Annotated in this window: 26 protein-coding genes; 11 read left to right on the plus strand and 15 right to left on the minus strand. The window is 62.4% G+C overall.

Going from position 1 to position 26,236, the window contains the following annotated elements:
- Positions 1-37 precede the first annotated feature (37 nt).
- The 6 genes from ACYG97_RS03335 to ACYG97_RS03360 form a co-directional block, all read right to left on the minus strand.
- Positions 38-670, minus strand: a complete 633-nt coding sequence (locus tag ACYG97_RS03335) for a LysE family translocator (protein WP_023705218.1) — start codon at positions 668-670, stop codon at positions 38-40.
- Positions 671-755: 85 nt separating this feature from the next.
- Positions 756-1,562, minus strand: a complete 807-nt coding sequence (locus ACYG97_RS03340) for an ABC transporter permease (protein ID WP_023689053.1) — start codon at positions 1,560-1,562, stop codon at positions 756-758.
- A complete protein-coding gene (locus tag ACYG97_RS03345) occupies positions 1,562-2,395 on the minus strand; it encodes an ABC transporter permease (protein ID WP_023670301.1) in 834 nt (277 codons plus the stop codon). The genes ACYG97_RS03340 and ACYG97_RS03345 overlap by 1 nt, the downstream gene beginning before the upstream one ends.
- A 21-nt stretch (positions 2,396-2,416) precedes the next feature.
- Complete coding sequence (locus ACYG97_RS03350) at positions 2,417-3,532, minus strand: ABC transporter substrate-binding protein (protein ID WP_023689052.1); 1,116 nt, start codon at positions 3,530-3,532, stop codon at positions 2,417-2,419.
- An 82-nt stretch (positions 3,533-3,614) separates the two neighbouring features.
- Entirely contained in the window at positions 3,615-4,706 is a 1,092-nt protein-coding gene (locus ACYG97_RS03355; protein WP_023733910.1) for an ABC transporter ATP-binding protein, read from the minus strand.
- Positions 4,707-4,809: 103 nt separating this feature from the next.
- Complete coding sequence (locus ACYG97_RS03360) at positions 4,810-5,706, minus strand: LysR substrate-binding domain-containing protein (RefSeq protein ID WP_023684774.1); 897 nt, start codon at positions 5,704-5,706, stop codon at positions 4,810-4,812.
- An 83-nt stretch (positions 5,707-5,789) separates the two neighbouring features.
- On the opposite strand from ACYG97_RS03360, the gene ACYG97_RS03365 reads away from it, so the two are divergent.
- Together ACYG97_RS03365 and ACYG97_RS03370 are read left to right on the plus strand one after the other, a co-directional pair.
- Positions 5,790-7,391 carry a zinc-binding metallopeptidase family protein gene (locus tag ACYG97_RS03365; RefSeq protein ID WP_031262229.1) on the plus strand — a complete coding sequence of 534 codons (1,602 nt, stop codon included), beginning with the start codon at positions 5,790-5,792 and terminating at the stop codon, positions 7,389-7,391.
- 19 nt (positions 7,392-7,410) lie between these two features.
- Positions 7,411-8,343: a dimethylarginine dimethylaminohydrolase family protein gene (locus ACYG97_RS03370; RefSeq protein WP_023695542.1), complete on the plus strand. Its 933-nt coding sequence runs from the start codon at positions 7,411-7,413 to the stop codon at positions 8,341-8,343.
- A gap of 107 nt (positions 8,344-8,450) precedes the next feature.
- On the opposite strand, the gene ACYG97_RS03375 is transcribed toward ACYG97_RS03370, so the two are convergent.
- The 3 genes from ACYG97_RS03375 to ACYG97_RS03385 all read right to left on the minus strand — a co-directional run bounded on the left by ACYG97_RS03375 (position 8,451) and on the right by ACYG97_RS03385 (position 10,171).
- Positions 8,451-8,855, minus strand: coding sequence for an FCD domain-containing protein (locus ACYG97_RS03375; RefSeq protein ID WP_023733912.1), 405 nt, complete (start codon positions 8,853-8,855; stop codon positions 8,451-8,453).
- Positions 8,856-9,066: 211 nt separating this feature from the next.
- Complete coding sequence (locus ACYG97_RS03380; RefSeq protein WP_023684778.1) at positions 9,067-9,489, minus strand: hypothetical protein; 423 nt, start codon at positions 9,487-9,489, stop codon at positions 9,067-9,069.
- Between the two features lie 130 nt (positions 9,490-9,619).
- A complete protein-coding gene (locus ACYG97_RS03385) occupies positions 9,620-10,171 on the minus strand; it encodes a cytochrome c (protein WP_031201257.1) in 552 nt (183 codons plus the stop codon).
- Positions 10,172-10,654: 483 nt separating this feature from the next.
- On the opposite strand from ACYG97_RS03385, the gene ACYG97_RS03390 reads away from it, so the two are divergent.
- From ACYG97_RS03390 to ACYG97_RS03430, 9 genes are all read left to right on the plus strand, one after another.
- On the plus strand, positions 10,655-12,217 hold the full coding sequence (locus ACYG97_RS03390; RefSeq protein ID WP_084023746.1) for a DUF2778 domain-containing protein: 1,563 nt from the start codon (positions 10,655-10,657) through the stop codon (positions 12,215-12,217).
- A gap of 152 nt (positions 12,218-12,369) precedes the next feature.
- On the plus strand, positions 12,370-13,155 hold the full coding sequence (locus tag ACYG97_RS03395; protein ID WP_023733914.1) for a ThuA domain-containing protein: 786 nt from the start codon (positions 12,370-12,372) through the stop codon (positions 13,153-13,155).
- 103 nt (positions 13,156-13,258) lie between these two features.
- Positions 13,259-14,317: a Gfo/Idh/MocA family protein gene (locus tag ACYG97_RS03400; RefSeq protein WP_023684783.1), complete on the plus strand. Its 1,059-nt coding sequence runs from the start codon at positions 13,259-13,261 to the stop codon at positions 14,315-14,317.
- Between the two features lie 21 nt (positions 14,318-14,338).
- Positions 14,339-14,740, plus strand: a complete 402-nt coding sequence (locus tag ACYG97_RS03405) for a GFA family protein (RefSeq protein WP_023715108.1) — start codon at positions 14,339-14,341, stop codon at positions 14,738-14,740.
- Between the two features lie 196 nt (positions 14,741-14,936).
- Positions 14,937-15,602, plus strand: a complete 666-nt coding sequence (locus tag ACYG97_RS03410; RefSeq protein WP_023670314.1) for a hypothetical protein — start codon at positions 14,937-14,939, stop codon at positions 15,600-15,602.
- A gap of 7 nt (positions 15,603-15,609) precedes the next feature.
- On the plus strand, positions 15,610-18,288 hold the full coding sequence (locus ACYG97_RS03415; protein WP_031204504.1) for an OmpA family protein: 2,679 nt from the start codon (positions 15,610-15,612) through the stop codon (positions 18,286-18,288).
- An 11-nt stretch (positions 18,289-18,299) separates the two neighbouring features.
- A complete protein-coding gene (locus tag ACYG97_RS03420) occupies positions 18,300-18,794 on the plus strand; it encodes a Rab family GTPase (RefSeq protein WP_023670316.1) in 495 nt (164 codons plus the stop codon).
- A 3-nt stretch (positions 18,795-18,797) separates the two neighbouring features.
- Entirely contained in the window at positions 18,798-19,868 is a 1,071-nt protein-coding gene (locus ACYG97_RS03425) for an adenylate/guanylate cyclase domain-containing protein (RefSeq protein WP_023693905.1), read from the plus strand.
- Positions 19,869-20,012: 144 nt separating this feature from the next.
- Positions 20,013-21,080 (plus strand): cyclic nucleotide-gated potassium channel, encoded by a 1,068-nt coding sequence (locus ACYG97_RS03430; protein ID WP_023684786.1) that lies wholly within the window; start codon positions 20,013-20,015, stop codon positions 21,078-21,080.
- Between the two features lie 208 nt (positions 21,081-21,288).
- On the opposite strand, the gene ACYG97_RS03435 is transcribed toward ACYG97_RS03430, so the two are convergent.
- From ACYG97_RS03435 to ACYG97_RS03460, 6 genes are all read right to left on the minus strand, one after another.
- Entirely contained in the window at positions 21,289-22,017 is a 729-nt protein-coding gene (locus tag ACYG97_RS03435; RefSeq protein WP_023670319.1) for an amino acid ABC transporter ATP-binding protein, read from the minus strand.
- Positions 22,018-22,087: 70 nt separating this feature from the next.
- A complete protein-coding gene (locus ACYG97_RS03440; protein ID WP_023684787.1) occupies positions 22,088-22,762 on the minus strand; it encodes an amino acid ABC transporter permease in 675 nt (224 codons plus the stop codon).
- Positions 22,759-23,436 (minus strand): amino acid ABC transporter permease, encoded by a 678-nt coding sequence (locus ACYG97_RS03445; RefSeq protein WP_023693902.1) that lies wholly within the window; start codon positions 23,434-23,436, stop codon positions 22,759-22,761. The genes ACYG97_RS03440 and ACYG97_RS03445 overlap by 4 nt, the downstream gene beginning before the upstream one ends.
- Positions 23,437-23,600: 164 nt before the next feature.
- Positions 23,601-24,389 (minus strand): ABC transporter substrate-binding protein, encoded by a 789-nt coding sequence (locus tag ACYG97_RS03450; RefSeq protein ID WP_023733916.1) that lies wholly within the window; start codon positions 24,387-24,389, stop codon positions 23,601-23,603.
- Between the two features lie 108 nt (positions 24,390-24,497).
- Positions 24,498-25,661 (minus strand): saccharopine dehydrogenase family protein, encoded by a 1,164-nt coding sequence (locus ACYG97_RS03455; RefSeq protein WP_023733917.1) that lies wholly within the window; start codon positions 25,659-25,661, stop codon positions 24,498-24,500.
- Entirely contained in the window at positions 25,658-26,167 is a 510-nt protein-coding gene (locus tag ACYG97_RS03460) for an Lrp/AsnC family transcriptional regulator (protein WP_023670324.1), read from the minus strand. Before ACYG97_RS03460 ends, ACYG97_RS03455 begins: the two co-directional genes overlap by 4 nt.
- Positions 26,168-26,236 lie beyond the last annotated feature (69 nt).

Here is a 26,236-nt window from a genome sequence, read left to right on the forward strand (position 1 = left end):
CGATTGCTAAATCCGGCCCTGTGTAGTCCTGTGTCGACTATCTCAGATGCCCGAGGGATTGCAGGATCAAAGTGCTCGAAAGACCAAGCAGGGCGATACCGTACAACCGGTCGATCCACACGGCGTTTGGCCCAGCCAGAAGCCTTGCAGCCCGCGCGCCAAGGGCTGCGTAAAACGTCAGCACAAACACATCGGCAAGCGCGGCGATAATGGCCAGGATGCCATACTGGATCGCGATCGGCTCATCCACGCGGACAAAATGCGGCAGGATCGCGGGGAAAAGCAGCCAGGCCGCCGGATTTGTGACCGCCACCAGGAAGCAGCGCCCAATGAGTGCCTTGGCTGAATGGCGTGTTTCGGGAAGGTTAGGGTTGAACGAAGGTCGGGACGCGGTGCGCAGGGTACCGATGGCGACGAAAAGCAGATAGCCCGCGCCGAACATCCTGAGAGCCGAGAGATAGAATTCCGAAGCCAGCAGAAGAGCGCCGAAGCCCAGCGCGACGATGCTGATAAGAACGAAATCAGACAGTACGACGCCGGCCATGCCGAGAAACGCGCGTCGAAAACCGTAGCGGGAGCCGTTGGTAATGGCGAGCACGACGTCCGGTCCCGGAACCGCCATTCCGAGCACCGACACGAAGGCAAATGTCACCAGCGGCAGGTTTCCCATGACGCCGCGTAATGTACCCGGCGCTTACCGTCCGTAACGCCCTTCACACAGCGGCTGGGCTATCGCCGTTGTTGGCCACCTTGGCTCAGTGCCCGCCGCGCATCTTCACCACCACCGTCCGCACCGCCAGCACCAGCACAGTGATGATGATCAGGATCACCGAGAGCGCGGCGATCGCCGGGTCGATGTTGTCGCGCAGGCCCATCCACATCAGCCGCGGCAGCGTGATGGCGTTGACCGAGGTGATGAACAGCGTGACGCCGATCTCTTCCCAGGACAGCACGAAGGACAGCAGCGCGGCGGTGACGATGCCGAACTTGATGTTGGGCATGATGATGCGCGTGGCGCGCTCCCACACACCGGCGCCAAGGCCGCGCGCGGCAAGGTCGATGCGGCGGTCGAGCTGGCTGAGCGAGACCAGGATCAGCACCGTGGCGAAAGGCACCGTCATCACCGAATGCGCCATGGCGACGCCAAGCCAGGTGTCGTAGCCGAAGAACGAGCTCATGCCCGAGATCGACGTCAGCAGGAAGTAGAGCGTGATCGCCGAGACCACCGGCGGCACCACCATCGGCAACAGCACGAAGCCGACAAGGGTGGCCGTGAAGCGCGGCTGGAACATCCAGACGCCAAGGCTGAAGCACAGCGCCAGCACGGTGGAGATGACGCTGCTGACGATGCCGATGCGGATCGACAGCAGGATGGCGTCGAGCCAGCGCGGATCCTCGATCAGCGCGCGGTAGTGGCGCAGCGACAGCTCGCCCGTCGGCATCGCCAGCATGCGGCTTGGCGTCAGCGACACCGGGATGACCGCCAACAGCGGCAGCAGCAGGAACAGCGCCACCAGCACGGCGAGGATCAGCGAGACGGGACCGGGGCGATAGGTCGGCATCAGATCAGTTGCTTCGGTCTGACATAGCGGAACAGCAGCGCCATGAGCGCGCCGACGAACAGCACCAGCACGACGCTGATCGCCGCACCCAGTCCCCAGTCGGGACTCTGGAAGATGCGGAGATAGATCAGCTCGGCGATCATCACGCTGCGGCCGCCGCCGAGGATCGCCGGCGTGACGAAGAAGCCGAGCGAGAAGACGAACACGATCATCGCCGAACCGATGATGCCGGAGCGCGTCATCGGCACGAACACGGTCCAGAAGGTGCGCATGCGGCTGGAGCCGAGCCCGCGCGCCGCGAGCAGCACGCGCTCGTCGAGGCTGCGCATGGCGGAGGCCAGCGGGAACACCGCGAAGGGAATGAGGAAATGCGTCATGCCGACGATGACGCCGAACTCGTTGCGCACCAGCGCCAGCGGCTCGGAGATGAAGCCGATCGATTGCAGCCAGGTGTTGATCAGGCCGCGGTTGGACAAAAGCGCCACCCAGCCGAAGGCGCGGGTCAGCACCGAGATCCAGAAGGGGACGAGAATGCAGAATTCAGCGATTATGCGCTGTGCCGGGCTGCCGCGCACCCAAACCATGGTGATGGCGTATGCCGCCGCCACGGAAACCACGGTGACGATCAGCGCGATGCGCAGCGTGCGGATGAACACAGACTGCACCAGGGCATCGGTGGCGAGCGCGCCATACTGGCCGAGCCCCGGTGTCGGCAAGGTTACGCTCCACTTGACGACGCCGAGGAACGGCCAGGCGTAGGCCAGCACAAGGAACAGGAGCAGCGGCGCCATCAGCACCGCCGCGCCCATCCTGTCGGAGAGGGTGCCTCTCATCGAAGCTCGTGCCCGGCCTGGTCAGGCCGAGATGATCTTGGTGTATTCGTCGAGTGCTGCCCCGTAATTCTTGGCGTACCAGTCCATGTCGAGCGCGATCTGCTTCTTCATGTTTTCGGGATCGACCGGGTTGATGCGCTTCTTGTCGGCGGGGATCAGCGCATCGGCGGCCGGATTGGCCGGACCCTGTCCGAGCTTGTCGAACATCACCAGTTGCTTTTGCGGATCCTGGGCGCTGGCGATGAACTTCATCGCTGCGTCCTTGCCGCCGGGGTTGCCCTTGAGCACGGCCAGCGCGCCGGGCGAAATCAGGCCCTGATCCCAGATGAACTTGATCTTGCCGCCCGAGTCCTGCTCGATCAGCGAGGCGCGGGTCGACCACACGATCGCCATCGAGGCTTCGCCGTTGAGCAGCACGCTCTGGCTCTCGGCGCCGCCGCCCCAGTAAGCCACGACGTTTTCCTTGAAGGCGGCGATCTTGTCATGCGCGCGCTTCAGGTCGAGCGGGTAGAGCGAGGCCGGCGCGATGCCGTCTGCGAGAAGTGCGGCTTCCCAACTCGACACGCCCCATTTGTAGAGCGAGCGCTTGCCCGGAAACTTCTTCACGTCGAAGAAGTCGGCCATGCCGGTCGGCGCGTCCTTGCCGTATTTCTCGGAATCATAGGCGATGACATAGGAGAAGAAATAGGTCGACGCCGCGTATTCCCAGCCGAACCCCTCGCGCATCTTCTTCTTGTCGACGATGGCGTAGTCGATCGGCTCGAGCGCACCCTGCGCGCCGAGCGTGATGGCCGAGAACGGGTCGACGTCGACGAGATCCCAGGTCGGCGCGCCGCTCTTGAACTGTGCGGCAATCGCGCCTTCGGTCGGGCCCGAACCGTCCATCTTGACGGTGATGCCGGTTTCCTTGGTGAAGGCCTGGCCGTAGGCGGCGTCATAAGCGGTAAGGGCATCGCCACCCCAGTTGACCAGCACCAGCTCCTTGGCCTGCGCAAAGGCACCGGTCGAGCGCAGCAGCATCGGTGTGCCGGCCAGCACGAGGGCTGCAAGCTGGGTGAATTGCCGGCGCGAAATCTCGCCGCGCACAGCCCGGGCGGTCAGCCCGTCCATGGCTTGTTTTTTGCTTTGGTTTGTCATTTTAGTTCCCCTTTTTCGTTTTGGTTCCGGTGGTTATGGCGCGCTCCAGATTCTTTGCTGGAAGACTTCGCCGTTCTCGTCGTCATCCTCCGTCCGGAAGGAGGAAACCCTTTTCCGCCGGCCATGTCAGCCAGACGGAATTGCCTTTGCTGAGTGCAGCCGCCGCGACCTCGTTCGGCACCGAGACGGTCACCTTGGCGCCCTGGCGTGTCGTCAGATCGAGTTTGGTCGCCGCACCCAGATAGGTCGAGCCGATGGCGGTGGCGGCGATGCCATTCTCGCCGGCGGCGGCTTCGCGCGCGATCGACATATGTTCGGGCCGGATCGCCAATATGGCGTTGCCGTTCACCGCCTCGGCATTGCCGCGCAGCGTGATCGCGCGGTCTTCGCAGAGCGCGGTGGCGCCATTGTCGGCGCGCTTCACGCCCTTGAGCGGCAGCATGTTGATCTCGCCCAGGAACTCAGCGACGAAACGATTGGCCGGCCGGTCATACACCTCGTCCGGTGCACCGACCTGCAGCAATTTGCCATGGTTGAAGATGGCGACGCGCGACGACAGCGCCAGCGCCTCGCTCTGGTCGTGGGTAACGAAGACGAAGGTGGTGCCGGTCTCCTGATGCAGCCGCTTCATCTCGGCCTGCATCTGGCCGCGCAGGCTCTTGTCGAGCGCCGAGAACGGCTCGTCGAGGAGCAGCACGCCGGGTTCGAACACCAAAGCGCGGGCCAACGCCACGCGCTGCTGCTGGCCGCCGGAAAGCTGCGCCGGCAGTTTCGCCTCATGGCCCTTGAGGCCGACGCGCTCGATCATCTCGGCAACGCGGCGCTTGATCTCGAAAGCCGATTTCTTGCGTACCTTGAGCGGGAAAGCGATGTTGGCCTCGACCGACATATGGGGGAACAGCGCATAGCCCTGGAAGACCATGCCGGCGGCACGCTGTTCGGCCGGCCGCTCGGTGATGTCGATGCCGTCGCTGAAAAGCTTGCCGGCGGTCGGTTGCACGAAGCCGGCCAGAATCATCAGGAAGGTGGTCTTGCCGGAACCCGAGGGGCCGAGCAGCGTCAAAAACTCGCCGCGGCCGATATTGAGCGTCAGATCGTCCAGCGCCCGGAACGAGCCGAAGCTCTTGCCGATCCCGATTGCCTTGATCTCTGCGGCCCGGCCGGGTTGCTGCATCCTGCCTCTTCCTTGATCGTGGCTTGAGCGTAGGGCAGGGCGCCGGCTCACCGCAACCGAATAGTTTTCGCCTGACCGGCAAATTTGATTCACGGATGGGAGGCTAGTACGGGCTGATCCGGTTCTCCGAGAGCTTCGACCTCAACCACCCATTGAACGCTTCCAGCACCGGGTGGCTGGCCTTGGCATGTTCCGACACCAGGAAATACGAGCGCGGCGAGGGGATCGCGATGTCGAAGGGGCGCACCAGACGGCCTTCGCTCAGCGCCCGGCGGCTGGTCAGCTCGTCGCCCATGGCGATGCCCTGGCCGGCGATCGCCGCGGAAAAAACGAGGTTCATGTCCGAGAAGAAGATGCCGCCTTCGGTGTCGGGGTTTTCCACCTTGGACAGCGCCAGCCAGCGCGCCCAGTCCTCGGTGTCGCCGAGATGCAGGAGATTGGCGCGCAGCACGTCGGCCGGTTTTGAAAAGCCGCCGACCTTGTTGAGCAGTGTCGGGCTGCAAAGTGGCGTGAACGAGATTTCGCACAGCAACTCCACCGAGCGGTTCGGCCAGTTGCCGACGCCAAAGGCAATGAAGGCATCGGCGTCCGGATTGCTGACATCGTCCAGCCGCCTGGGCGTCAGGATCGACAGCGCCACGTCCGGATACATCTGCCGGAACTCGCCGATGTGGGTGCATAAAAACAGAGAGGCGAAGCCCGGCGTGCAGGAAACGGCGAACGAACCGCCGACGCCGGTGCCGGCCTGGCGCGTTACCGCATCGCCAAGCACGGTCAGCGCCTTCCTCACATCGGCGGCATAGCGCTGGCCGCGCGGTGTCAGCGCCACGCCCTTGCCGATGCGCTCCAGCAGGTCGAAGCCGAGGTCGCGTTCGAGGAGCCGCAACTGATGGCTGACGGCGCTGCGGGTGAGGTGCAGTTCGTCGGCGGCGCGCCAGACGCTGCCGTGACGGGCAAAACTGTCGAGGGCGCGCAGCGCCTGTGTGGAAGGTATTCGCAAGAGGCCTCAGGTGAACCGAATTTGCATGAACCGGAAAAACATATCACTTTTTGCAATGCCGCTTCACTGCTTTCTTGGGCCGCATGGAGAAACCGGTGACGACCTCGGCGCAAGCCACCGCGCTTGCCTGTCTCGATAGCATCCAGCCGTCGCTGTCGGCGTGGACGCGCACCATTTTCGATTTCGGCGAAACAGCCTGGCGCGAATACCAGTCGGCGGCCTGGTATGTCGCGCGGCTGAAGCATGAGGGCTTTTCGGTCGAGGAAGGGTCGGCCGGCATGCCGACCGCCTTTTGTGCCCACTGGACGAATGGCCCGGGGCCGACCATCGGCATGTACGGCGAATACGACGCGGTGCCCGGCAACTGCCAGGACGCGGCAACGGTGAAGCGATCGCGGCCGGGCCTCGGCAGCGAGGCCGGCGGCCACACCGATCCGCATTCCGGGCTTGGCATTGCCGGCCTCGGCGGACTTCTCGCCACCAAGGCGGCAATGCAACGCCACGGCATCGAGGGGACGTTGCGCTTCACCGGCGAGCCGGCCGAGAAGGTCAGGGGCTCGAAGCCGATCCATGCGGCCAAGGGCTACTATGACGGCCTTGCCGGCATGATCTCCTTCCACCCCTTCTATATGCTGCCGCTCTGCAACACGGCGCGCTGGGACACGCATTGCGGCGCCGCCTATGCGATGATCTACCGTTTTGTCTGCGACGAACCCGAAAACTGGGTTCGCGCAAGCGATGGCGCGCCGATCCCGCAGGCGCATTCGGCGGTGCGGGCGCCCGGCGCCAACGACGCACTGATGACGATGTACATGGCCTCCAAGGCGCTGCGCGATTCCATGCTACCCCACCAGGGCGGCTGGTCGATCAGCGAGGCGATCCTCACCGCCGGGCAGGCGACCGCCGACAATCTGCCGGCGGGGCTGGCCGAGATCCAGTACATGATCCGCGTGCCGACCATTGCCATGGCAGAGCAGGTCACCGCGGTGCTCGACCGTAATGCGGCCGCGGCCGCGGCGATCAGCGGCTGTCGCTACGAGCGCCATTGGGTGACGAAGTCGCGGCCGGGCCTCGCCAATCACGTCATGGCGGGGATTGCCTATGAGGCGCTGTCCACCGTCGGCGCGCCGAGCTGGGACGAGGCGGCGAAAGCGATCGGTCGCGAGGTCCAGGTCAATGCCGGCGGCACCGCGACCGACAACCCTTTCATCGACGAGATGGAGCGGCTGGTTGCGCCGCAAGAGGCCGAGGCAATCCTGCGCCGCGATTTGCCTCCGTCGCAGATCAACTCGACATCCGACGACTACACCGACATGTCGTGGCACACGCCGACCGCACGCTTCTATGTCGCTCGCCCGGCGCTGCGCTCGGCGAATGGCCATGCCTATCCATCCTGGGCGATGAACGCGCTGGGCGGTATCTCGGCCACCATTGACCCGATGGTCATTTGCGCCGCCAAGACGGTTGCGCTTGCAGCCCTCCGCCTGCTCGAGGACAAGTCCGCGCGTGATGCAGCCATGGACGAATTCGTCACCCGCACCGGCGGCGGCATTGGTGGCTCCAACTGGATCGCGCCGCTTTGCGACTATGACCCGCCGATCAATTTCCGCTGGCCGGAATATGTCACAACCGCGCGCGGACGCGATTGGTGGATTCCGAGTAGCCAATCCAATCAAGCTGCATAGTCAAATCGAGGAGAACCTTATGACCGTCCATGATCGCATCATCGCCGAACCGTTCTCGCTGCAGCGCCGCAATCCCGCCGGCGGCACCAAGCCGCTGACATCATGGGGCTTTGCCAACGAGACCGACGTGCTGACAGACGTGTTGCTCGGCTCGCCAAACTTCCTGCGCCACCTCTCGACCAGCTCGCTCTCGCGCAAGCATTTGCGCGAAGCGCCCTGCAACGTTCAGATCGCCCAGGCGCAGCACAAGGACCTCGTCGCCGCCTATGAGCATTTCGGCGTCAACATCCACTGGCACGAGCCGACGCCGGAACTGCCGATGCAGGTCTATTCCAGAGACTCCAGCGTCATGACGCCCTACGGCGCCTTCATCACCGCCATGGCCAATTGGTGGCGGCGCGGCGAGAACTATGCCGCCATCCGCACCTATGAAAAGCTCGGCATACCCATCTACGACATGGTCACGGCTGGCACCTTCGAAGGCGGCGACTTCAACGTCATCGAGGAGGGCGTGGTGCTGATCGGCTGCGGCGGCGCCCGCACGCAGGAAGAGGGCGCCCGCCAGGTGCAGGACTGGTTCGAAAAGGAAGGCTGGGAAACGCGCCTCGCCTTCATCGACGAATATTACGTCCATATCGACCTGATGGTGGTGCCGGTCGCCGAGAAGCTCACCGCGGTGTGCCTCGCCTGCACCGAGCCCGGCATCGTCGACTGGCTGAAGGGCAAGGGCCACGAGATCATCGACGTGCCCTTCCAGGACACGATGGCGCTCGGCTGCAACTTCATGTCGCTCGGCAAGGACAGGGTGATCGCGCCGACGTCGAGCCAGTCGCTGATCGGCCAACTCAAAGCGCGCGGCTTCGAGGTTGCTGCCGTCGACATGAGCGAGATTTCCAAGACCGGCGGCGGCATTCACTGCATGGCGCAGGCGCTGAAGCGCGAGCCGGCGTAACGGCACGAATTGCCGCCGGGACCTGTGACGGACTGCTGCCAGATTTGACAAAACAGGCCTGGCAGAGGAAATTGATGCCATTAGAGGAGGGATTCTGTGAAGAAAACTTACGAAAAGCCGAGTCTGGCCAAAGCCGGCAAACTCGGATCGCTGGTCGCTTCAAACCCGTCGAAGCCCGCCCCCTGAGCGCAACCAGCCGCTGAAGGCCGAAATTCGGTCGTCCTGGTTACCGACGACCGGATCGCGCTGTATGATTGAAGGCAGCCCGCCGGCTTTGAACGGCGGGCTTTTTGCTTTGCGCCAGGGCGCTGCCGCGTCTGCCGGCTAGGGTCCAATCTGCCCGAACCTGAATTGAACTTGCTCCGGGCGTTTTCCAGATGCGCCCGCATCGCTTGGCCGGCCGCTTCCGGGTCGCGGCGCTCGATCGCCTCGAACACCGCCTGGTGGCCGGCAAAACTCGTGCGGTTTTCCACCTCGGTGTTGGCCACGTGGATGCGCGATTGATCAGCCATTCGAGCTAGCCGATGGCTTTAAACCAAGCCAGATTTCGCGAAAGATCATGCCCAAACAAAGCCATAGCTCGAAGACCACATGCGCGCCGTTCCCGCCCGCCCGGCGATCAGGGAGTGGCTGGCGTGAGATGGCCGCGCTGACGACGGAACGAGATCGCCTCGTCTGGCCGGCCGGACTCGCGACGGCGTGGTCCGGCCGGAGTTCCATCTGCTATGCGGGTATCAATACGGCGATGCGATGCACGCCGACCTCCTTGCTTGTATTCGTCGCTTCATCGGTCTTGCCCTTGGAGCAGGTGTACATATCACCCGTCTTGAGCTTGAATTCCTTGTCCGCTTTCTTGATCGTGAATGCACCTGAGGTAATGGTGCACACCATGTCGTTGTCCATCACGGTTTGAGGAGCATGTGCTCCGGGCTGAAACACAACGTCGATAATTGCGATGCTCTTGTAGGCGGGAATGTCTGCATTGCCGGTGCCGACCTCCACCACCCTGACACCGGGCGCAATCTCCTTGCCCTCTTTCGGGCCGTATTTCTTGATTTTTGCCGATGCCGCCAAGGTGAACAAAGGCGCTACCGCGGCGGTCGTCAGACCGAGGGCAATTGCAGACCTGCGATTCATGGTTTTCATTGCATCCTCCCGATGCTCGTCATGCATGGATATGCATGACTTTGATATATTAGCACGAGCGAATTTACTTGTATGCAAGCGGCTGGGGCGCAGGCCAGCAAAGGGTATCGCTCCGGCGGGTAAGTCTATTTCACTGCAGCTTCCGCCGGAACTTCGAATGACAGCTCGAGCAATCCTGCAGGATCAGGTGCAGGAGATGCTCCGCCGGCACTTTGGTAGGATCGACTTCCACGGTGCTCGGCCGCTTGCCGAGCAGGCTGCCGCCGCCCATTGCCGGGCCGGTGCCCATGCGCATGTCATCAGTGATGACGGCCGGCGCGCTTTGGGCCTTGGCGGCCAGCGCGCGCGCCAGCGCCCCGATATGATTTGCCAGCGCCTCGAATTCCGCCCGTGACTGATCGATCTCCAGCCTGGCCTGCGAAGGCGGTCCAAGCGAGCCGCTCGGAAATTCGGCAATCAGGGCAGGGCCGGTGCGAGCGCGCAGCGTGTCCGCTGCCGCCTTGAAGGCTGCGGCGTCATAGGGTTGCCTGCGGTCGAACATGCCGGCAATGGTTTTCGCAGCCGCCGCCATCTCCTTCATCGACGCCTGGCGGGCCGCGACCATCGGTCCGCCGCCGACGGAGGCGGCCATCGTAAGGGCACAGACCAGCCACAGCAGCGCCGCTTTCACAGTCCATCTCACGGCGCCATGTCCTTGCCCCATCCATCTGTGATCAGCCAGCCGCAGCAGGGGTTCGACCTGCAGTCGGATTCTTCGGTCGTGATGCCGGTTCTCATCGGTAAATTTCCGTCGCCGGAAGTCTCCGTCTCTGAGCGGATAGACCTCCCAGCCACCGGAAGGTCAACTGATTGAGAAGGCCGATCAGCGGGCAATCAGCACAGGCTTGCAAGCAAGCTGACGCAGCGTTTCCTTGACTTGGATCGCAAAAACGGGCAGCAAGGCGGGGGTGAGGGAGAGCATTCTACCGTGGCGCAGACCATGGAGTGCTCTTTTTTTCGTATCAGGCGCCGCATAATCGGTGGCTGATGGAGGGATTGGTTAACCAACTTTGTCCATCTTTTGATTCAATCGGCAACAGACGCGAAAGGTGCAGGGGGCACCAGCGAACTGTGGATGTCACGGATGCGAGGGTCGCAAGCCTGCATGCCGATTGAGAGTGGTTGTATGGCGTTTTTGCGTTTGAAGGACCGGGGCGACACTCCTGAACGGGGTTTGACTTCGAAGAGATCCGGCCAGCGCTGGGTGGTGGTGCCGGTTGTCGGCGCGGCCTTGGCGCTGTGGTCGGTGGCAACCATGGCCGGCCTCTATTCGCTCGGTACCTCGCTCACCGCAGCCTCCAACAGCCTTCCGCACAGTCTGCTTCTGCCGAACGCAGCACTTGCCGATTCGCGCCGCAGCCTCGCCAATTCGAGGGCGCCGCGGCTTTCGGCGCAAAAATCACAGGCCTCGCTGCTCAGCCAATGCGACGCCGGCTGCGCGCATGCCGCCGCGAACTTCGCGCATGACGGCAAGATGGCGCGGCTGAAGCCGGCCACGCACGCTGTGGCCCCGAGCAGTGTCGCCTCAAACATTGCGCCAAACACCAGCGTCGCTCTCGCCACTTCGCGCGGCATGCGCTTCGACGGCGTGGTGGCCAAGGCAGAGCTGTCGCCGCAAAAGCTGGCTGCCGCCTTTGCCAAGGCCTCGAATGCGCCCTTCATGCTTGCCAGCCTTCCGGTCGCTGCCCGTTTCGCCGAAGTCCGGCTGCCCGATCAGCATGGCCCCGCCTCGGAACGCTTTGGGCCGGAAGTGGCTGAGATCGAACGCTCGTCGCGCCTGGCGCTGGCGCTGGCCAACAGCTTGCCGGAAGACGCTGACATGCTGGCCCCGCCGGCGGCCGTTGCAGCAATCGCCGGTGCGCAGGATCCTGGGCAGGCCGAGGTTCAGGTCGCTTCGCTGCCGCCGCAGGACGATCTGCCCGACAACATTGCGTTGCCGGGTTGGCGTCCACGCGCCGAAACCGCTCAGCCTGCCGAGGCGCAGCAAGCCAGCAAGCCCAGGGCAGCCAAGCCACAGACCGACAGGACGCCCGAGAGCCCCGCACCCCAGTTGCCGGGCAATTCGTCGCCGCGGTCGCCACGCAGTACTTCGGAGGTTGCCGCACTGCCTGGCGTGCCAGACAGCCAGAGCATCCGATCAAGCCGGATCAAGCCTGGCAAACGGTCGAAGACACAGGCCGGCGAGATGCTGGCCTATGCCAAGCCGGACGTCCCGGCGGGCGGTGTCGGTCGCGCCTTCAAGGATCTGTTCGCCACGCCCGGAATGGGCGGCGGCGTCGCCGTCTACGATATCTCGGCCAAGACCGTCTACATGCCGGACGGCTCGCGGCTGGAGGCCCATTCGGGGCTGGGCTCGATGGTCGACCAGCCGCGCTTCGTGCACAAGAAGAATGTCGGCCCGACGCCGCCCAACACCTATGATCTGCGGCTGCGCGAATCCCGCTTCCATGGCGTCGAGGCGCTCCGTCTCACTCCCGTCAGCGGCGGCAACAAATACGGCCGCGACGGCCTGCTCGCCCACACCTACATGCTGCGCGGCGGCCGTGCGGAATCCAATGGCTGCGTCGTCTTCAAGGACTATGCCCGCTTCCTTGCTGCCTACAAGAAGGGCAAGATCAAACGCCTCGTCGTCGTGCCGCGCCTGACCAAGCCGCTGACGCGGGTCGCTCAGGAAGGCCGGGGAGCGTAAGGCATTAGGCAGTAGGCATAGGGCCCATGAGCGTCCATCGCCTGTTCCTTGTTTTTCTGCCCCTATTGCCTATTCCCCACTGCCTATTCCCTTTTGACCCCCAGGCAGACTATGAGTGACCCCTGCGGGTCGGCTTCACCACGAGGACATCCATGACAATACGCGCTGTCGTTTGGGGCGAGAACATCCATGAGCGGACCAATGAGGTGGTCGCAGCCCTCTATCCCGAGGGCATGCACACGACCATCGCCAAGGCGCTGAATGCCGACAAGGCGATCTCCGCCTCGACCGCCACGCTCGAGCAGCCGGAGCACGGCCTGCCGGCCGACCGTCTGGCCGAGACCGACGTGCTGGTCTGGTGGGGCCACAAGGATCATGGCGCGGTGGCCGACGAGATCGTCGAGCGCGTCGCCCGCCGCGTTTGGGAGGGGATGGGGCTGATCGTTCTCCATTCCGGCCATTTCTCGAAAATCTTCAAGCGGCTGATGGGCGCGCCCTGCACGCTGAAATGGCGCGAGGCGGGCGAGCGCGAGCGGCTTTGGGTGACCAGTCCCAGCCATCCGATCGCCGAGGGCGTCGGCGAATATTTCGAGCTCGAGAATGAAGAAATGTATGGCGAGCAGTTCGCCGTGCCCGAACCTCTGGAGACCGTCTTCATCTCCTGGTTCCAGGGCGGCGAGGTGTTCCGTTCTGGGCTGACCTATCGCCGCGGCGCCGGCAATGTCTTCTACTTCCGCCCGGGCCACGAGACCTATCCGACCTATCACGACGCCAATGTGCACAAGGTGCTGCGCAATGCGGTGAAGTGGGCGCACAATCCGCAGGGCACCAAGTCGGCGATCCTCGAGGCGCCGAACGTGCCGGTCGAGAAGGCGCTGGAGCCGATCGTCGAGCGCGGCGGCAAGCTGCACGCTTCGGGCGAGGCCGGCTTCCGCTAAAGCAAAATCCAGGAAAAAAGGCGTAGCGGTTTTCCGCATGGGTTTCCTAGACCGTATCTGCGCCATATGATTGAATCGAACCAATTCGCTCGGAGTGCAGAGAATGCGGCTTTTGATACTGGGTACCGGCTGGATGGCGCAGGAGCATGCCCGCCGCTTCGGCGGTATCGACGGCGTCGAGATCGTCGGTGCTGTCGACGTCGATGAAAAGCGCGTTGGCGAATTTGCCGACGGGTTCAAGATACCGAAGCGATTCACATCCCTGGAAGACGCGCTGGCGTGGGGCGAGTTCGATGCGGTCGCCAACGTCACGCCCGACCGCATTCACCACCCGACCACCATGGCGCTGATCGCGGCCGGCAAGCCGGTGCTGTGCGAAAAGCCGCTGGCCGAAGACTTCGGCAAGGCAAGCGAGATGGCCAAAGCGGCTGAGGCCGCCGGCATCGTCAACATGGTCAATCTCACCTATCGCAATGTCGCTGCCTTGCAGAAGGCGCGGCAGATGGTGCTGGCCGGCGAGATCGGCACCGTCCGCCACGTCGAGTCCTCCTATCTACAGAGCTGGCTGGTCTCGAAATTCTGGGGCGACTGGCGCACCGACCCGAAATGGCTGTGGCGGCTGTCGCGCGACCACGGCTCCAACGGCGTGCTCGGCGATGTCGGCATCCACATCCTCGATTTCGCCAGCTATGGCGCCGCACTCGACGTCGACCACGTGTTTTGCCGGCTGCGCACCTTCGACAAGGCGCCAGGCAACCGTATCGGCGAATACGACCTCGACGCCAATGACAGCTTCGCCATGACGCTGGATTTCTCCAACGGCGCCTTTGGCGTCGTTCACGCCAGCCGCTGGGCGACCGGCCACATCAACGAATTGCGCCTGCGCATCTATGGCGACAAGGGCGGCATCGAAGTCGTGCACAATCTCGAGGGTTCGGAACTGAAGGCGTGTGTCGGCGAGGATATCGAGAACGCCAAATGGCAGGTGCTCGACGCCGGCACGGTGCCGACCAATTACCAGCGCTTCGTCGATGCGGTTCGCAGCGGCGTGCAGGCCGAGCCTTCATTCCACCATGCCGCCGAACTGCAGAAGGTGCTGGATCTGGCCATGGTTTCGGAACAGAAGCGGACGGAACTGAGGGCCAGCGCCGATACGCAGTGATGTGAAGGGGAGGAAGAAACAATGGTCACGCGCCGCGCGCAATGTCTCTGCGGCCAGCTTTCAGCCGTCTGTTCGGGCGAGCCGGTGCGCATCTCGGTCTGCCATTGCCTCGACTGCAAGCGCCGCACCGGCAGCGCCTTCAGCTACAATGTCCGGTTTGCGCAAGCTGATGTATCGATCGAGGGGCGGGCGAAGCAGTTCACGCGCGCCGGCGACGAGGGCGGCCGCGTCATCTACAATTTCTGTCCGGAGTGCGGCGCCGCCGTCCACTATCGCATCGACACGCAACCCGGCGTGATCGCCATTCCCGTCGGCGCCTTCGCCGACCCGTCGTTCCCGCCGCCATTTCAGTCTTTTTACCACGAAAGCCGGCGCTGTGAGTGGGTCGAGATCAATGCCGAGCCGCTGGCGACGTTCGACTGAAGGCCGCTTTTTGGATACCCGGAACCGTCCGCACGCTCCGCGCCTTCAAGAGGGCATCGCCCCTGATTGCCATTGCCGGGCCGTTAGCCATCGCGCTCGGCTGCCCCATGAATAGGCATAAGTCAAGACGAATCCGGCTTGCGGCCCGATTGCTGACATGCTTACCTGACGGCATGTGTTCAATGGGGGTATATGGATGGCTAAGGAATCTTCGAATTCCGCTTCTTCAGAAAAGAAGGCGGACGTAAATCTGATAGGTAACACAGAAGGAAACGGGCTGAACTTCATGGGAGTTCAGGCTCGCGAAAACGGAACCGCCGGCGACGCCGTCGGTGTCGACAAGATCCGTGACCTGCTGTTCGGCAACCAGATGCAGGACTATGACCGCCGTTTTTCCAAGCTTGAAGAACGGGTGTTGCAGCGCTTCAAGGATGTCGAGTCCGAGGCCAAGCGCAATCTCGAAATGTACGAGTCGAATGCAAAGAAGCAGATCGATTCGCTTGCAGGGCAATTACGGAGCGAAAAAGATTCACGAGCCGATGCCGACAAAGAGATCGACCGGAATCTTCGCGAGCAAAACCAGGCTCTTGAAAAGCAGGTGCGCACGTTGTCGGATCAGTTGAGCGCGCTCGAGCGCGACGTTTCGGACCGGATAAATCGAAACGATCATTTGCTGCGTGAGGAAATCAAGCAGAAGAATGAAGGCGTTCAGATGCTGATCGAGAAGATGTTTGCCGACCTCAGCAACGTCAAGACCGACCGAAATCTTTTGGCTGGCCTGTTTGTCGAGGTTGCAAAGTGTCTCAATCAGGATCCCGTCGGGAGCAAGAGCAACTCGGACCGTAGCTGGAAAGTGAGTTGATGGGACCTTGACGTCCACCGTCGACCCATTCAACCTTCCGCAAAGAACAGCCTCGAACGATACAGAGATTGATCGCGAGGCTCTGGCTCGTCTTTTGATCGAAATTGCCCGGAACGTTGATCCGGACTACCGTGCGCAGTTCGAGGCGGTTCCAACCGCCGATCCGCGCATGGAAACGCTGCGGCAGTTGCTGGTCAGCCGCGAAATCTCCGAGCTTTCACGCGTCACGCATCTGCTCGACGAACCCGAGCAGCTTGCGGCGGCCGTGGGCGACGTTCTTCCCAGTGCTGCCGGACGAGCGCCTTACGCGCAACTCGGCGAGGCGCTTGCGCCAGCTGTCGAACGGGCTGTGCAACGGTCGATCCAGAAGAGCCCGCGCACGCTGACGGACATATTGTACCCGGTGTTTCTGCCGGCAATTCGCAAGTCGATCGGCGAAAAGATCGACCAGACCTTTCAGTCGCTGAATGAAACTCTAAGGCACATATTCACCTGGCACGGGCTCAAGTGGAGACTTGAAGCCTGGAGAACAGGGGCAAGCTTCTCCGCAGTTGTTCTGAAGCATTCCCTTGTCTACCGTGTGGAACATGCCTTTCTCATTCATCGGAATTCCGGCCTTTTGATAGCGCATGTAACTGCCGACAATGCGACGAGCGAAGATCCTCAGCTCATTTCTTCGATGCTCAGTGCGATTCAGGATTTTGTAAAAGACTCATTTAACGAGAAAGAGCAGAGCGGCCTGGACACAATCCGTTTCGGCGAGCTTCGTCTCTGGTCGGAAGTTGGACCGTTTGCGACACTGGTTTCGGTGATCCGGGGAAATCCGCCGGAGGAATTGCATGAAATCGTTCGCGATGTGTTGCTTCGCATCCATGAGCAATCCTCAGAGGCTTTAGAGCAGTTCGACGGCGACGGTTCGCAGCTGGCCAGCGTAGAGGCGCAGTTGCAGACCTGCGTCGAGCTCAAGCAAGAGGAATCAAACGACGGATTTCCGTGGCTGGTGGCGGCCGTTGCCCTGTTGCTCTTGAGTCTGGCAGGCGGTTGGTACTTTCTTTCCTGGCAATCAGCGCAGCGCTGGCAGGCTTACGTGTCGCGCTGGCAGGCTTACGTGTCGCGAGTGGAGGCCCAGCCGGGCATCATCGTTGCCGAACAGCAGGTACGCGATGGCCAGTTCTATATTGCCGGCCTGAGGGACCCGCTTGCCGTCGACCCGCAGTCGCTGTTGTCAGGCACGGGAGTCGATCCGGCCGGGGTTCATTCGCAATGGCAATTCTATCAGAGCCTTGAGCCGGAGTTCGTGCTGAAGCGGCTGACGGCGTCGCTGGCTCCGCCGGATTCAGTGCGATTTTCGATCGTCGATGGTCGCGTCGTCGCCGAGGGTGAGGCTCCCGACACCTGGATCAGCCGGGCGCGCGCGGCGGCCCAGCAGCTTTCGGCAGGCGGGCCGGTCTTCGACATCTCGGGGGTTCGTGACGTAAGCCCCGAAGTGCACGCGGCGCAGCGCTGGCAGGCTTATGTGTCGCGACTGGAGACCCAGCCGGGCATCATCGTTGCAGACCAAAAGATACGCGACGGCCAATTCTATATCGCCGGCCTGCGAGACCCGCTTGGCGCCGATCCGCAATCGCTGTTGTCGGGAACAGAGGTCGATCCCGCCCGGGTTCATGCGCAGTGGCAATTCTATCAGAGTCTTGAGCCGGAGTTCGTGTTGAAGCGGCTGACGGCGTCGCTGTATCCGCCGGATACAGTACGACTTTCGATTGTCGATGATCGCATCGTTGCCGAGGGCGAGGCTCCCGACACCTGGATAGATCGGGCGCGCGCGGCGGCCCGGCAGCTTTCGGCAGGCGGACCCGAATTCGACATCTCCAAGGTTCGTGACGTGAGCCCCGAAGCGCGCGCGGCGGAGCACTGGCAGTATTATGTGTCGCGACTTGAGGCCCAACCGGGAATCATCGTCGCCCAACAAAGCGCGAGGGGCGGACATTTCTACATTTCCGGCTTGAGAGACCCGCTTGCCGCCGACCCGCAAGCCCTGCTGTCCGGAACGGACGTTGATCCTGCCCGCGTTCATGCACAGTGGCAATTCTATCAGAGCCTTGATCCGAAGTTTGTGGTGAAGCGGCTGACCGCGGCGCTGTCCCCGCCGAAAACCGTTCAGCTCTCGATCATCCAGGGTCGCATCGTGGCCGTGGGTGAGGCTCCTGCCGGCTGGATCAACCGGGCACGGGCCGCCGCTGAACAACTTTCGGCGGACGGCGTGGTTCTGGATGTCTCGCAGCTGCGTGAACTGAACCTTGCAGAACTTAATCATTTGAGGCAGGCCATCCAGACGACCGATATTTTCTTCTCTTCCGGCAAAGTTGTGCCGGGACCGGAGCAGACGCCGGTTCTCGACAGGTTGGCGGACCAAATAAAGGAATTCGCCCAGAGTGCCCGCAATTCCGGCGTAACGGCGCGGTTCATGTTGACCGGGCATTCGGACACCACAGGCCGTGAGACGGCCAACGCGTCGATCAGCGCCGCCCGCGCCGAGACAGTTCGTGCGCTTCTCAACAAGCGGGGCGTCGCTCCCGAATTGCTGCTGGTTCGGGGCGCGGGCACTTTTGAGCCGGCTGTACCTGAAAACAGTCTAACCGGTAGCTCCACCAATCGCCGGGTTTCGATTACGGTAAACCTGGACTAGCGGAGCCCAACATGTTGCAAAAAAAGATCTGCATGCTGGGCGGTTTCGCCGTCGGAAAGACGAGTCTGGTCCGCAGGTTTGTGCAGAGCATCTTCTCAGAAACCTACTTGACCACCGTCGGAGTGAAAATCGACAAGAAAAGCGTCGCGCTCCCGGACAAAACCGTGGATCTGATTTTGTGGGATTTGGCCGGCGAAGACGATATCGGCTCATTCCGCGTCAGCTATGTTCGCGGTGCAACCGGGCTCGTGCTTGTCGTCGATGGAACCCGCGCCGCTACTCTTGCCGTGGCACTCACGCTGCGCGAACGGGTCGAGGCCGAATTCGGCGCCATGCCGTTCGTATTGCTGTTCAACAAGTCCGATCTGGCCGATCGGTGGGCGATATCGGATGGTGAGATCAACGAGTTGAGGCAACGTGGATGGCAAATCTATCTAACAAGTGCGCTTTCGGGCGAGCAGGTCGATGACGCCTTTCGTCAACTTGCCTTGATGGTCACCAAATAGACCATGCATGAATTGCCAAAAGAAGTCAGAAATTGGTTTTTCAATTTCTTCTTCGACGGGCACGCTGTCGCTTATCTGAAAATCGACCCTGAGCTTTGCATAGCTGCCAAGGGCGGCAATGTTGAACATTACGGGCTGTCATCACTTCGCATCGGCAAGCCTGTTGCCGAGCAGCTTGAATTCATGGAGGGTTTGCTGCCTTGCCCGGAGCTTCCGTTTCGCATGGACATGGTTGAACTGCCCGGCGGGCGTGTCGCCGACCTCCATTTTTTTGCTGACAATGCGTTCGTGTGGCTGCTTTTTCTGGACGCCACTGCCGAACGAGACAACAGGCAGCGGCTTCAACAGAAGGCCTATGAAATGACGCTCCTGCAAGAGAGGGAGCGTCAACTCAACGAAAAATTGCAATCGACGAACGAGGCGTTGAGGAAGAGCCAGGAGGGATTGGCGCGTGAATATCAGCGCGCCGAAAACCTGCTCCTCAACATTCTCCCGGCCTCGATCGCGGAGCGATTGAAAGCGCAAAAGAAAATTGCCGACAACCACGCAGAGGTGAGTGTGCTTTTTGCCGACATCGTCGGTTTTACGGAACGAGCGCGCAGCGTCGGAGCGGTGACGACGCTCGCTATTTTAAACTACTTCTTCAAGGCGGCGGATCGGCTCTCTGAGCGATACGGCTGCGAAAAGATCAAAACAATTGGCGATTGTGTGATGGTGGTCGCCGGCCTGCCCACGGCGCGATCCGATCATGCAAAGGCCCTCACGCGCTATGCGATTGAGCTGCGCAAAGCGGTCAAGCGGGAACGCTTCGCAGGAGAGCCGATAAGGCTGAGAATTGGAATTCACTCAGGACCGATCGTCGCCGGCGTCATAGGCAAGAGGCGGTTCGCCTATGACCTGTGGGGTGAGACCGTTAATCTCGCCTCACGTATTCAAACGTCCGCGGAGCCCGATGAAATCCGTATTTCCGATGCAACTTGCCAACTGCTTGGACCGAAATTTGCTTGCGACCCACTCGAGGAAACGGAATTGCGCGGTGCGGGTCGCGTGCGAATGTGGCGGCTCCCGAGCTGATCCGTCGCCTGCGGTGCGACCGTGGAGCGCCGATAGCGGCGCCCGAAAGCCATTGGCGTGACCTGATCTTGCGATCGCAAAGCACCCTTTGCGCTTGCCCGGAAGGCCTCTATTCTGGAGCACAGTGGCCGCTGGTGGGATAGAATGTCGGTACTGCCTTTTCTGAGAATCTACGCACCGCTAAATGCGGTGCTCGCTGCGCCTGGGCTTCTGGCGGTGGCTGCGCTCACGATGCCGAACATGTCCGGACGAAGCAGACTGGCTCTGGCTGCCGTGCTTGCTGTCATTTGGGCCGCCTATCTTCTGCAGATGGCCGAGACCCTGCTCAAGCGCTGGGCGGGAGACCTCAGGGACAGGACGCCGGCAATCGCGATCGATGTGCTCGCGGTTTTGGTTCCAGTCGCCGCATTTCTGCTCGACGGCACGCCCGACCGGAGCCTCTACTGTGCTGTCTGGCTGCTGAAGCCGCTGCGCGACTCGACCTTCTTCCCGCTGCTTGGCAGGGTTCTGGCCAACGAAGCGCGCAACCTGGTCGGCGTCACCACGGTCTTCGGCCTGGTTCTGTTCGGTGTCGCACTCGCGGCCTATGTCATCGAGCGCGACGTCCAACCGGAAAAGTTCGGCAGCATCCCCGAGACAATGTGGTGGGCGGTGGTCACGCTGTCCACTACCGGCTATGGCGACGACATTCCGCAAAGCTTCGCCGGCCGCGTCCTTGCCGGGGCTGTCATGATGTGTGGCATCGGCATCTTCGGGCTCTGGGCCGGCATTCTTGCCTCCGGCTTTTATCAAGAAGTCCGTCGCGAGGATTTCGTCCGCAATTGGCAATTGATTGCCGGCGTTCCGTTGTTTCAGAAGCTTGGCCCGGCCACGCTGGTCGAGATCGTGCGCGCGTTAAGGCCTCGCACGGTGCCGGCGGGCGCCGTGATCTGCCGCAGTGGCGAGACCGGTGATCGGATGTTCTTCGTCGTGGAGGGCCGCGTCAGCGTCGCGACGCCCAACCCGGTGGAGCTTGGCCCTGGCGCCTTCTTCGGCGAGATGGCGCTGATCAGCGGCGAACCGCGTATGGCGACCGTCACTGCCGCGACTTCTGTCTCACTCCTGTCGCTGCACGCGGCGGATTTCCAGATGCTGTGCAGCAGTAGCCCGGAAATCGCGGAAATCATCCGCAGGACCGCGCTCGAGCGGCGCGGCGCGGCGCCGGTGGCTTGACCGTACAGCCGATGGTGGCCCGGCTGGAACTGGATGGTACGGCTCTATCGACCACGCGCTGAGGTTATGGACGGCACGTGGAAGGTCCCAGAGGCGTAGCCGGAGACCTAAACGTAGCCGATCCACTCTACCGGCGGCTCGTTGTTTGGCGCTATGCGTCGACAGTTCCTGCCCCGCGGCCTTTCGGACGACCGGCTTTGGCTAAACTCTAATGCCTTAGAATCTTGCTTAGAAAAGCCCGGCTGCGGTCGGTCTTCGGGTCGGAGAAAAACGCCTCCGGCGTGCCGCTTTCGACGATGGCGCCGGCGTCCATGAACACCACGCGCTGCGCCACCTTGCGGGCAAAGCCCATTTCGTGCGTTACCACCATCATGGTCATGCCTTCCTCGGCCACCGCGACCATGACGTCGAGCACTTCGGAAATCATCTCGGGATCGAGCGCCGAGGTCGGTTCGTCAAACAGCATGATCTTGGGGCGCATGCCGAGGCAGCGCGCGATGGCCACACGCTGCTGCTGGCCGCCGGACAGCTGTGACGGGTAGGCGTTGACCTTGTCGGCGAGGCCGACCTTGGCCAGCAAGTCGCGCCCGGCCTGCTCGGCCTCGGCGCGGGGGATCTTGCGCACATGGATCGGCGCCAGCGTGACGTTTTCCAGCGCCGTCTTGTGCGGGTAGAGGTTGAACGACTGGAAGACGAAGCCGATCTCGGTGCGCAGCTGCGTCATGTTGGTGGCGGGGTCGCCGAGGCGCTGGCCGTCGACGACGAGGTCGCCATCCTTGATCGCTTCCAGGCCGTTGATGCAGCGGATCAGCGTCGACTTGCCCGAACCACTTGGGCCGCAGACGACGACCACTTCGCGCGGCTCGACGCTGAGCGTGATGTCCTTCAGCACATTGAGCGAGCCGAACCATTTGTTGACGCCGCGAAAGTCGATCATGCCCGTTTTGGTCAGGTTTGTCTTGGTCGGGCTTGGATTGGTCATGGCGGTCAGCCCTTTGGGTTCGATGTCACAGCTGCACCTCGCCATGCGCCGCGCCCATGCGGCGCTCCAGCCGGCGGGCGAGCATGATCAGCGGATAGCAGACGACGAAATAGCCGACGCCGACCAGGAAGAAGACCAGCAGGCCGTTGGGCACACGCTGCACCACCAGCCAGCCGACGCGGGTGAGGTCGGTCAGCCCGATCGCCGAGACGACGGAAGAATCCTTGATCAACAGTACATATTGCCCGACCAGCGGCGGCAGCACGATGCGCATCGCCTGCGGCAGCACCACCTGGCGCATGCGTTGCCAGCGCGACAGGCCGGACGCCAGAGCTGCCTCAACCTGGCCGGTCGGCACCGAGCGGATGCCGGCGGCGACGATCTCGCAGATGAAGCACGCGGCGAGGTTGGTGAGCGCGATGATGCCGGCGGTGAAGGCATCGAGCTCGATGCCGAATTCCGGCAGGATGAAGAAGATCAGAAAGATCTGCACCAGGAACGGCGTGCCGCGGATCAGGTCGACCCAGGCCCCGATCACGCTCGAGATCAGCCGGTTGCCGCCGGTGCGCAATATGCCGAGGCCGAAGCCAAGCAGCGTGCCCAGCACCAGGCTGATCGCCGACAGCATCACGGTCATGCCAAGGCCGCGCAAGGCGAGGGGGTAGCTGCCGGCCAGGCTTTGCAGCTGTTGCCAGATCATGTGCTGCTCCTTGCCGGCTGCAGACCGAGCCAGCGACTGGACAGCCCCGCCAGTCCTTTGAGGCCGTAATAGAGCAGCAGATAGAAGGCGGCGATGGTGATGAAACCTTCCGCCGGCATGAAGCGGTCGGACGCCAGCAACTGGCCGGCGCGCGTCAGTTCGGAAACCGAGATCAGCGACAAAAGCGCGGAATCCTTGACCAGCACGATCGCCTGGCCGAGCAGCGGCGGGATCGTCACCTTGAAGGCTTGCGGCAGGATGACCAGGCGCATGCGCTGGACATAGGTCATCCCCGAGGCGACGCCGGCCTCGACCTGGCCGCGCGGGATCGACAGGATGCCGGCGCGGATGATTTCCGCGACATAGGCGCCGCTGTTCAGCGACAGAGCGATGATGCCGACGACCAGCTCGGGCAGGACGAAGCCGAGACGCGGCAGGCCGAAATAGAGGAAGTAGAGCTGCGCCAGCAACGGCGTGGCGCGCACGGCATCGATATAGCCCTTGGCCAGCACGCGAAACAGCTGGCCGCGCTGCAGGTTCATGGCGGCGAGCACGATGCCGACGGCCAGCGCGCCCGCAAAGGACAGCGCCGACAGCCACACGGTCGTGATCAGACCCTGCCCGAACAAAGGCAGATATTCGATGATGGTGCGGAAGCTGAAATTTTCGAGCATGGCGGTGAATGGTGAATGGTGAATGGGCAGTAGTGAGTAGTGAGTAGTGAGTAGTGAGTAGTGAGTAGTGAGTAGTGAGTAGCGTCCGGAATGGCCATTCACCATTCACCATTCACCATTCACCATTCACTACTTCCTACTCACTACTCCCTGCTTACCTCTGCTTAGTGATCCTTCTTCCAGGCGTCGGAATTGACGCAGTAGTCGAGGTTCTTCTGCAGGCGGCCGTCGATGCTGACCTGGTTGAGGAACAGGTTCATCCAGATCAACAGGTCCGGCTCGTCGTAGCGGGTGGCGAAGGCAAGCGGCTCCTTCGACAACAGGTCCGGCATGATGGTGAAGGTGCCGGCGGGATAGGCTGTCGACTGACCCTTGACCGCCGAGACGTCGTTGACGCCGCAATCGGCCTGGCCGTTGTTGACTGCGTCGAGCAGCAGCGGGCCGCCGCCCTTGTAGCTCTTGATGTCGGCATCCGGGAAGGCGTTCTTGGCTTCCTTTTCGCCGGTGGCGCCCAACAGCACGGCGATCTTGGTGCCCTTGGCCTTGCAGTCCTCGGTTGTCTTGAACTTGCTGTCGGCCTTGGTGAAGACGGTGCTGCCCGTATACATGTAAGGTGTGGTGAAGGCGACCTTCATGCCGCGCGCCAGCGTCGGCGTCATGTCGGCGACGAGCAGGTCGGCCTTGCCCGAAAGCAGCGCCGGGATCAGCCCGTCCCAATCATAGTCGAGGAAGGTGATCTTGACGCCCATTTCCTTGGCCATCAGTTCGGCGAGTTCGACCGAACTGCCGGTGCGCTCGCCGGCCGCGCCGACCAGCGAGAAGGGAGGTCCTTGCGTCTGTACCGCGACGCGCAGTTCGCCGCGCTTGGTGATCTCGTCGAGCGTTCCGGCACTGGCAGCAGCGGTCAGGCCCGCAAGCGCAAGTCCGGCGATGAAAAGCTTGGCAATCTTCATTTGGCATTCCTCCTGTTATCGTTGTTGTTCCACTTTGTTATTCCACCCTTTTGGGTGTTTTTTGAGCGGCGGCACCGTTTGCCGGCGGCAGCCACCGTTCGAAAATCCTCAGTCCCAGGCCACCGTCTCGGCAACCTTGATGCCACGCCTGGCCAGCTCGTCGAAGAACGGCCCGTCCGGCACATGCAGCAGCGGGTTCAAAAGCCCTGGTGTGGCGATCTCGCGCCGCGCCAGCATCTGCGCCACGATGCTGGCGGGATAGCCGACGCCAAGGCTCATGCCGAACAGGCCTGATGCCAGGTCGCGTTCGATGATCAGGTCCGACGTCACCGTTTTGGCGCGGCCGCCTTCGAGACCGGAAAAGACATTGCGCATCACGCAAAGGTCCTTCTCGTCGGCGCCATATTGCAGTTGCGGGCCGAGCAGACGGCCGAGAAATTCGCGTGGGCTGGCGCCGGTGCCGGGCACCTTGTCTTCGGAGAGGAAGCCGAGTTCCTTCAGCGGCGCCCAGAACGCCGACCATCCCGGCCAGCGCAGCGTATAGCGGCCCGAGCGTTGCAATCCCTTGGCGGCTGCCAGCATCTCGACATAGTGCAGAGCGTCGCCATTGGGGAAAGCTTCCAGCCGGCCGAGGCCCGCGACCTCGATCTCGTGGATGAAGGCATTGTCGTGCTGTCGGCCGGCCGGCACTTCGACGCGCTTGCCATGCTCGATCATCACGCTGTCGCGGTTCTGGCTGACCAGAACCATGTCGAAATTCCAGCTTACCTTGTAGCAAAGCGGCTTCGCCATCGCCTTCGGTTCGGGGATGCCGCCGCAATAGGAATCGATCGAGGAGATCGTAGAGAACTGCTTTGCGGCGCGCGCATAGAGCACGAGGTCGATGCCGGGATCGAGCCCACATTCGGTCATGATCGAAACGCCGGCCTGTTCAGCCTCCGGCGCCAGATCGGCAATCGCCTTGCCGTAATTGGTAGTGACCAGCGGCGTGCGCGTTGCGATCGCGGCCTGCACCGCCTCGCGCATCAATGGCTGCGGCAACAGATCGATGGCGGCGTCGACATCCGCCAGCACGGTGGCAAGCGCCGGACCGATCGCGCCCTCGGGCATGACGAAACGCACGCGGGAAAGGTCGGTCAGCCCGGCAAGCCGGGCAGGGCCGTCAGCCGACGTATCGACGCAGACGACTTCCTCGACACCGGCGCTGGCGACGAGATCGGCGATGGCCGCCCGTCCCTGCAGGCCGAGGCCGCCGAGAACAGCTATTCTCATGCCGGCTCCTTGCGTGACGGTGTTTCTTCCGACCAGCAGCCTTCGGGAAGGCTGACCCATTTGTTGCATGAAGCCATGACGACGAAGGTTTCGCTGCGCACGACTTCCCCGGGAATGCCGGCGCCCGGAATCAGCTCGCTGGTGATGCGGTAGAGGTCGGCGACATCGCCGGCGACGGTCACGTCGACGATGATGTCGAAGCGCCCGGTAACCACCGAGGCCGAGTTGACGAAAGGCAGTTCGGCAATGCGCTGCGCCAGTTCCCGGGCGCGGCCACGTCCCTGAGCGTTGATGCCGACAATGGCCGAGATCAACTCGGGGCGTTCGGTCAGATTGAGCAGCCCGACGATCTTCAAGAGGTTGCGGTCGAGCAGATTGCGCAACCTTGAGCGCACCGTCGGCACCGAGATCGCCATCGTCTCGGCGAGCCGGTTGATGCCGGGCTGGGCATCTTGCGACAACAGCTTTACCAGCCGTCGATCGGTTTGATCGAGATGCTCACGCAAAAGGCAAGGCTTTCATAAAGGGAAAGAAACGATGGGATTTTCTTTCGGATATGAAAAATACCTTATGGG

The sequence above is a fragment of the Mesorhizobium sp. W067 genome (genome assembly GCF_054719525.1).

What these genes read in the sequence shown, in the direction of transcription:
- ACYG97_RS03340 (WP_023689053.1), bottom strand. Translation starts at nt 1,562, where the DNA reads ATGCCGACCTATCGCCCCGGTCCCGTCTCGCTGATCCTCGCCGTGCTG.
- ACYG97_RS03420 (WP_023670316.1), top strand. Translation starts at nt 18,300, where the DNA reads ATGTTGCAAAAAAAGATCTGCATGCTGGGCGGTTTCGCCGTCGGAAAG.
- ACYG97_RS03370 (WP_023695542.1), top strand. Translation starts at nt 7,411, where the DNA reads ATGACCGTCCATGATCGCATCATCGCCGAACCGTTCTCGCTGCAGCGC.
- ACYG97_RS03355 (WP_023733910.1), bottom strand. Translation starts at nt 4,706, where the DNA reads ATGCAGCAACCCGGCCGGGCCGCAGAGATCAAGGCAATCGGGATCGGC.
- ACYG97_RS03350 (WP_023689052.1), bottom strand. Translation starts at nt 3,532, where the DNA reads ATGACAAACCAAAGCAAAAAACAAGCCATGGACGGGCTGACCGCCCGG.
- ACYG97_RS03395 (WP_023733914.1), top strand. Translation starts at nt 12,370, where the DNA reads ATGACAATACGCGCTGTCGTTTGGGGCGAGAACATCCATGAGCGGACC.
- ACYG97_RS03450 (WP_023733916.1), bottom strand. Translation starts at nt 24,389, where the DNA reads ATGAAGATTGCCAAGCTTTTCATCGCCGGACTTGCGCTTGCGGGCCTG.
- ACYG97_RS03365 (WP_031262229.1), top strand. Translation starts at nt 5,790, where the DNA reads ATGGAGAAACCGGTGACGACCTCGGCGCAAGCCACCGCGCTTGCCTGT.
- ACYG97_RS03390 (WP_084023746.1), top strand. Translation starts at nt 10,655, where the DNA reads ATGGCGTTTTTGCGTTTGAAGGACCGGGGCGACACTCCTGAACGGGGT.
- ACYG97_RS03440 (WP_023684787.1), bottom strand. Translation starts at nt 22,762, where the DNA reads ATGATCTGGCAACAGCTGCAAAGCCTGGCCGGCAGCTACCCCCTCGCC.
- ACYG97_RS03405 (WP_023715108.1), top strand. Translation starts at nt 14,339, where the DNA reads ATGGTCACGCGCCGCGCGCAATGTCTCTGCGGCCAGCTTTCAGCCGTC.
- ACYG97_RS03430 (WP_023684786.1), top strand. Translation starts at nt 20,013, where the DNA reads ATGTCGGTACTGCCTTTTCTGAGAATCTACGCACCGCTAAATGCGGTG.
- ACYG97_RS03455 (WP_023733917.1), bottom strand. Translation starts at nt 25,661, where the DNA reads ATGAGAATAGCTGTTCTCGGCGGCCTCGGCCTGCAGGGACGGGCGGCC.
- ACYG97_RS03445 (WP_023693902.1), bottom strand. Translation starts at nt 23,436, where the DNA reads ATGCTCGAAAATTTCAGCTTCCGCACCATCATCGAATATCTGCCTTTG.
- ACYG97_RS03335 (WP_023705218.1), bottom strand. Translation starts at nt 670, where the DNA reads ATGGGAAACCTGCCGCTGGTGACATTTGCCTTCGTGTCGGTGCTCGGA.
- ACYG97_RS03345 (WP_023670301.1), bottom strand. Translation starts at nt 2,395, where the DNA reads ATGAGAGGCACCCTCTCCGACAGGATGGGCGCGGCGGTGCTGATGGCG.
- ACYG97_RS03410 (WP_023670314.1), top strand. Translation starts at nt 14,937, where the DNA reads ATGGCTAAGGAATCTTCGAATTCCGCTTCTTCAGAAAAGAAGGCGGAC.
- ACYG97_RS03400 (WP_023684783.1), top strand. Translation starts at nt 13,259, where the DNA reads ATGCGGCTTTTGATACTGGGTACCGGCTGGATGGCGCAGGAGCATGCC.
- ACYG97_RS03435 (WP_023670319.1), bottom strand. Translation starts at nt 22,017, where the DNA reads ATGATCGACTTTCGCGGCGTCAACAAATGGTTCGGCTCGCTCAATGTG.
- ACYG97_RS03425 (WP_023693905.1), top strand. Translation starts at nt 18,798, where the DNA reads ATGCATGAATTGCCAAAAGAAGTCAGAAATTGGTTTTTCAATTTCTTC.
- ACYG97_RS03375 (WP_023733912.1), bottom strand. Translation starts at nt 8,855, where the DNA reads ATGGCTGATCAATCGCGCATCCACGTGGCCAACACCGAGGTGGAAAAC.
- ACYG97_RS03380 (WP_023684778.1), bottom strand. Translation starts at nt 9,489, where the DNA reads ATGAAAACCATGAATCGCAGGTCTGCAATTGCCCTCGGTCTGACGACC.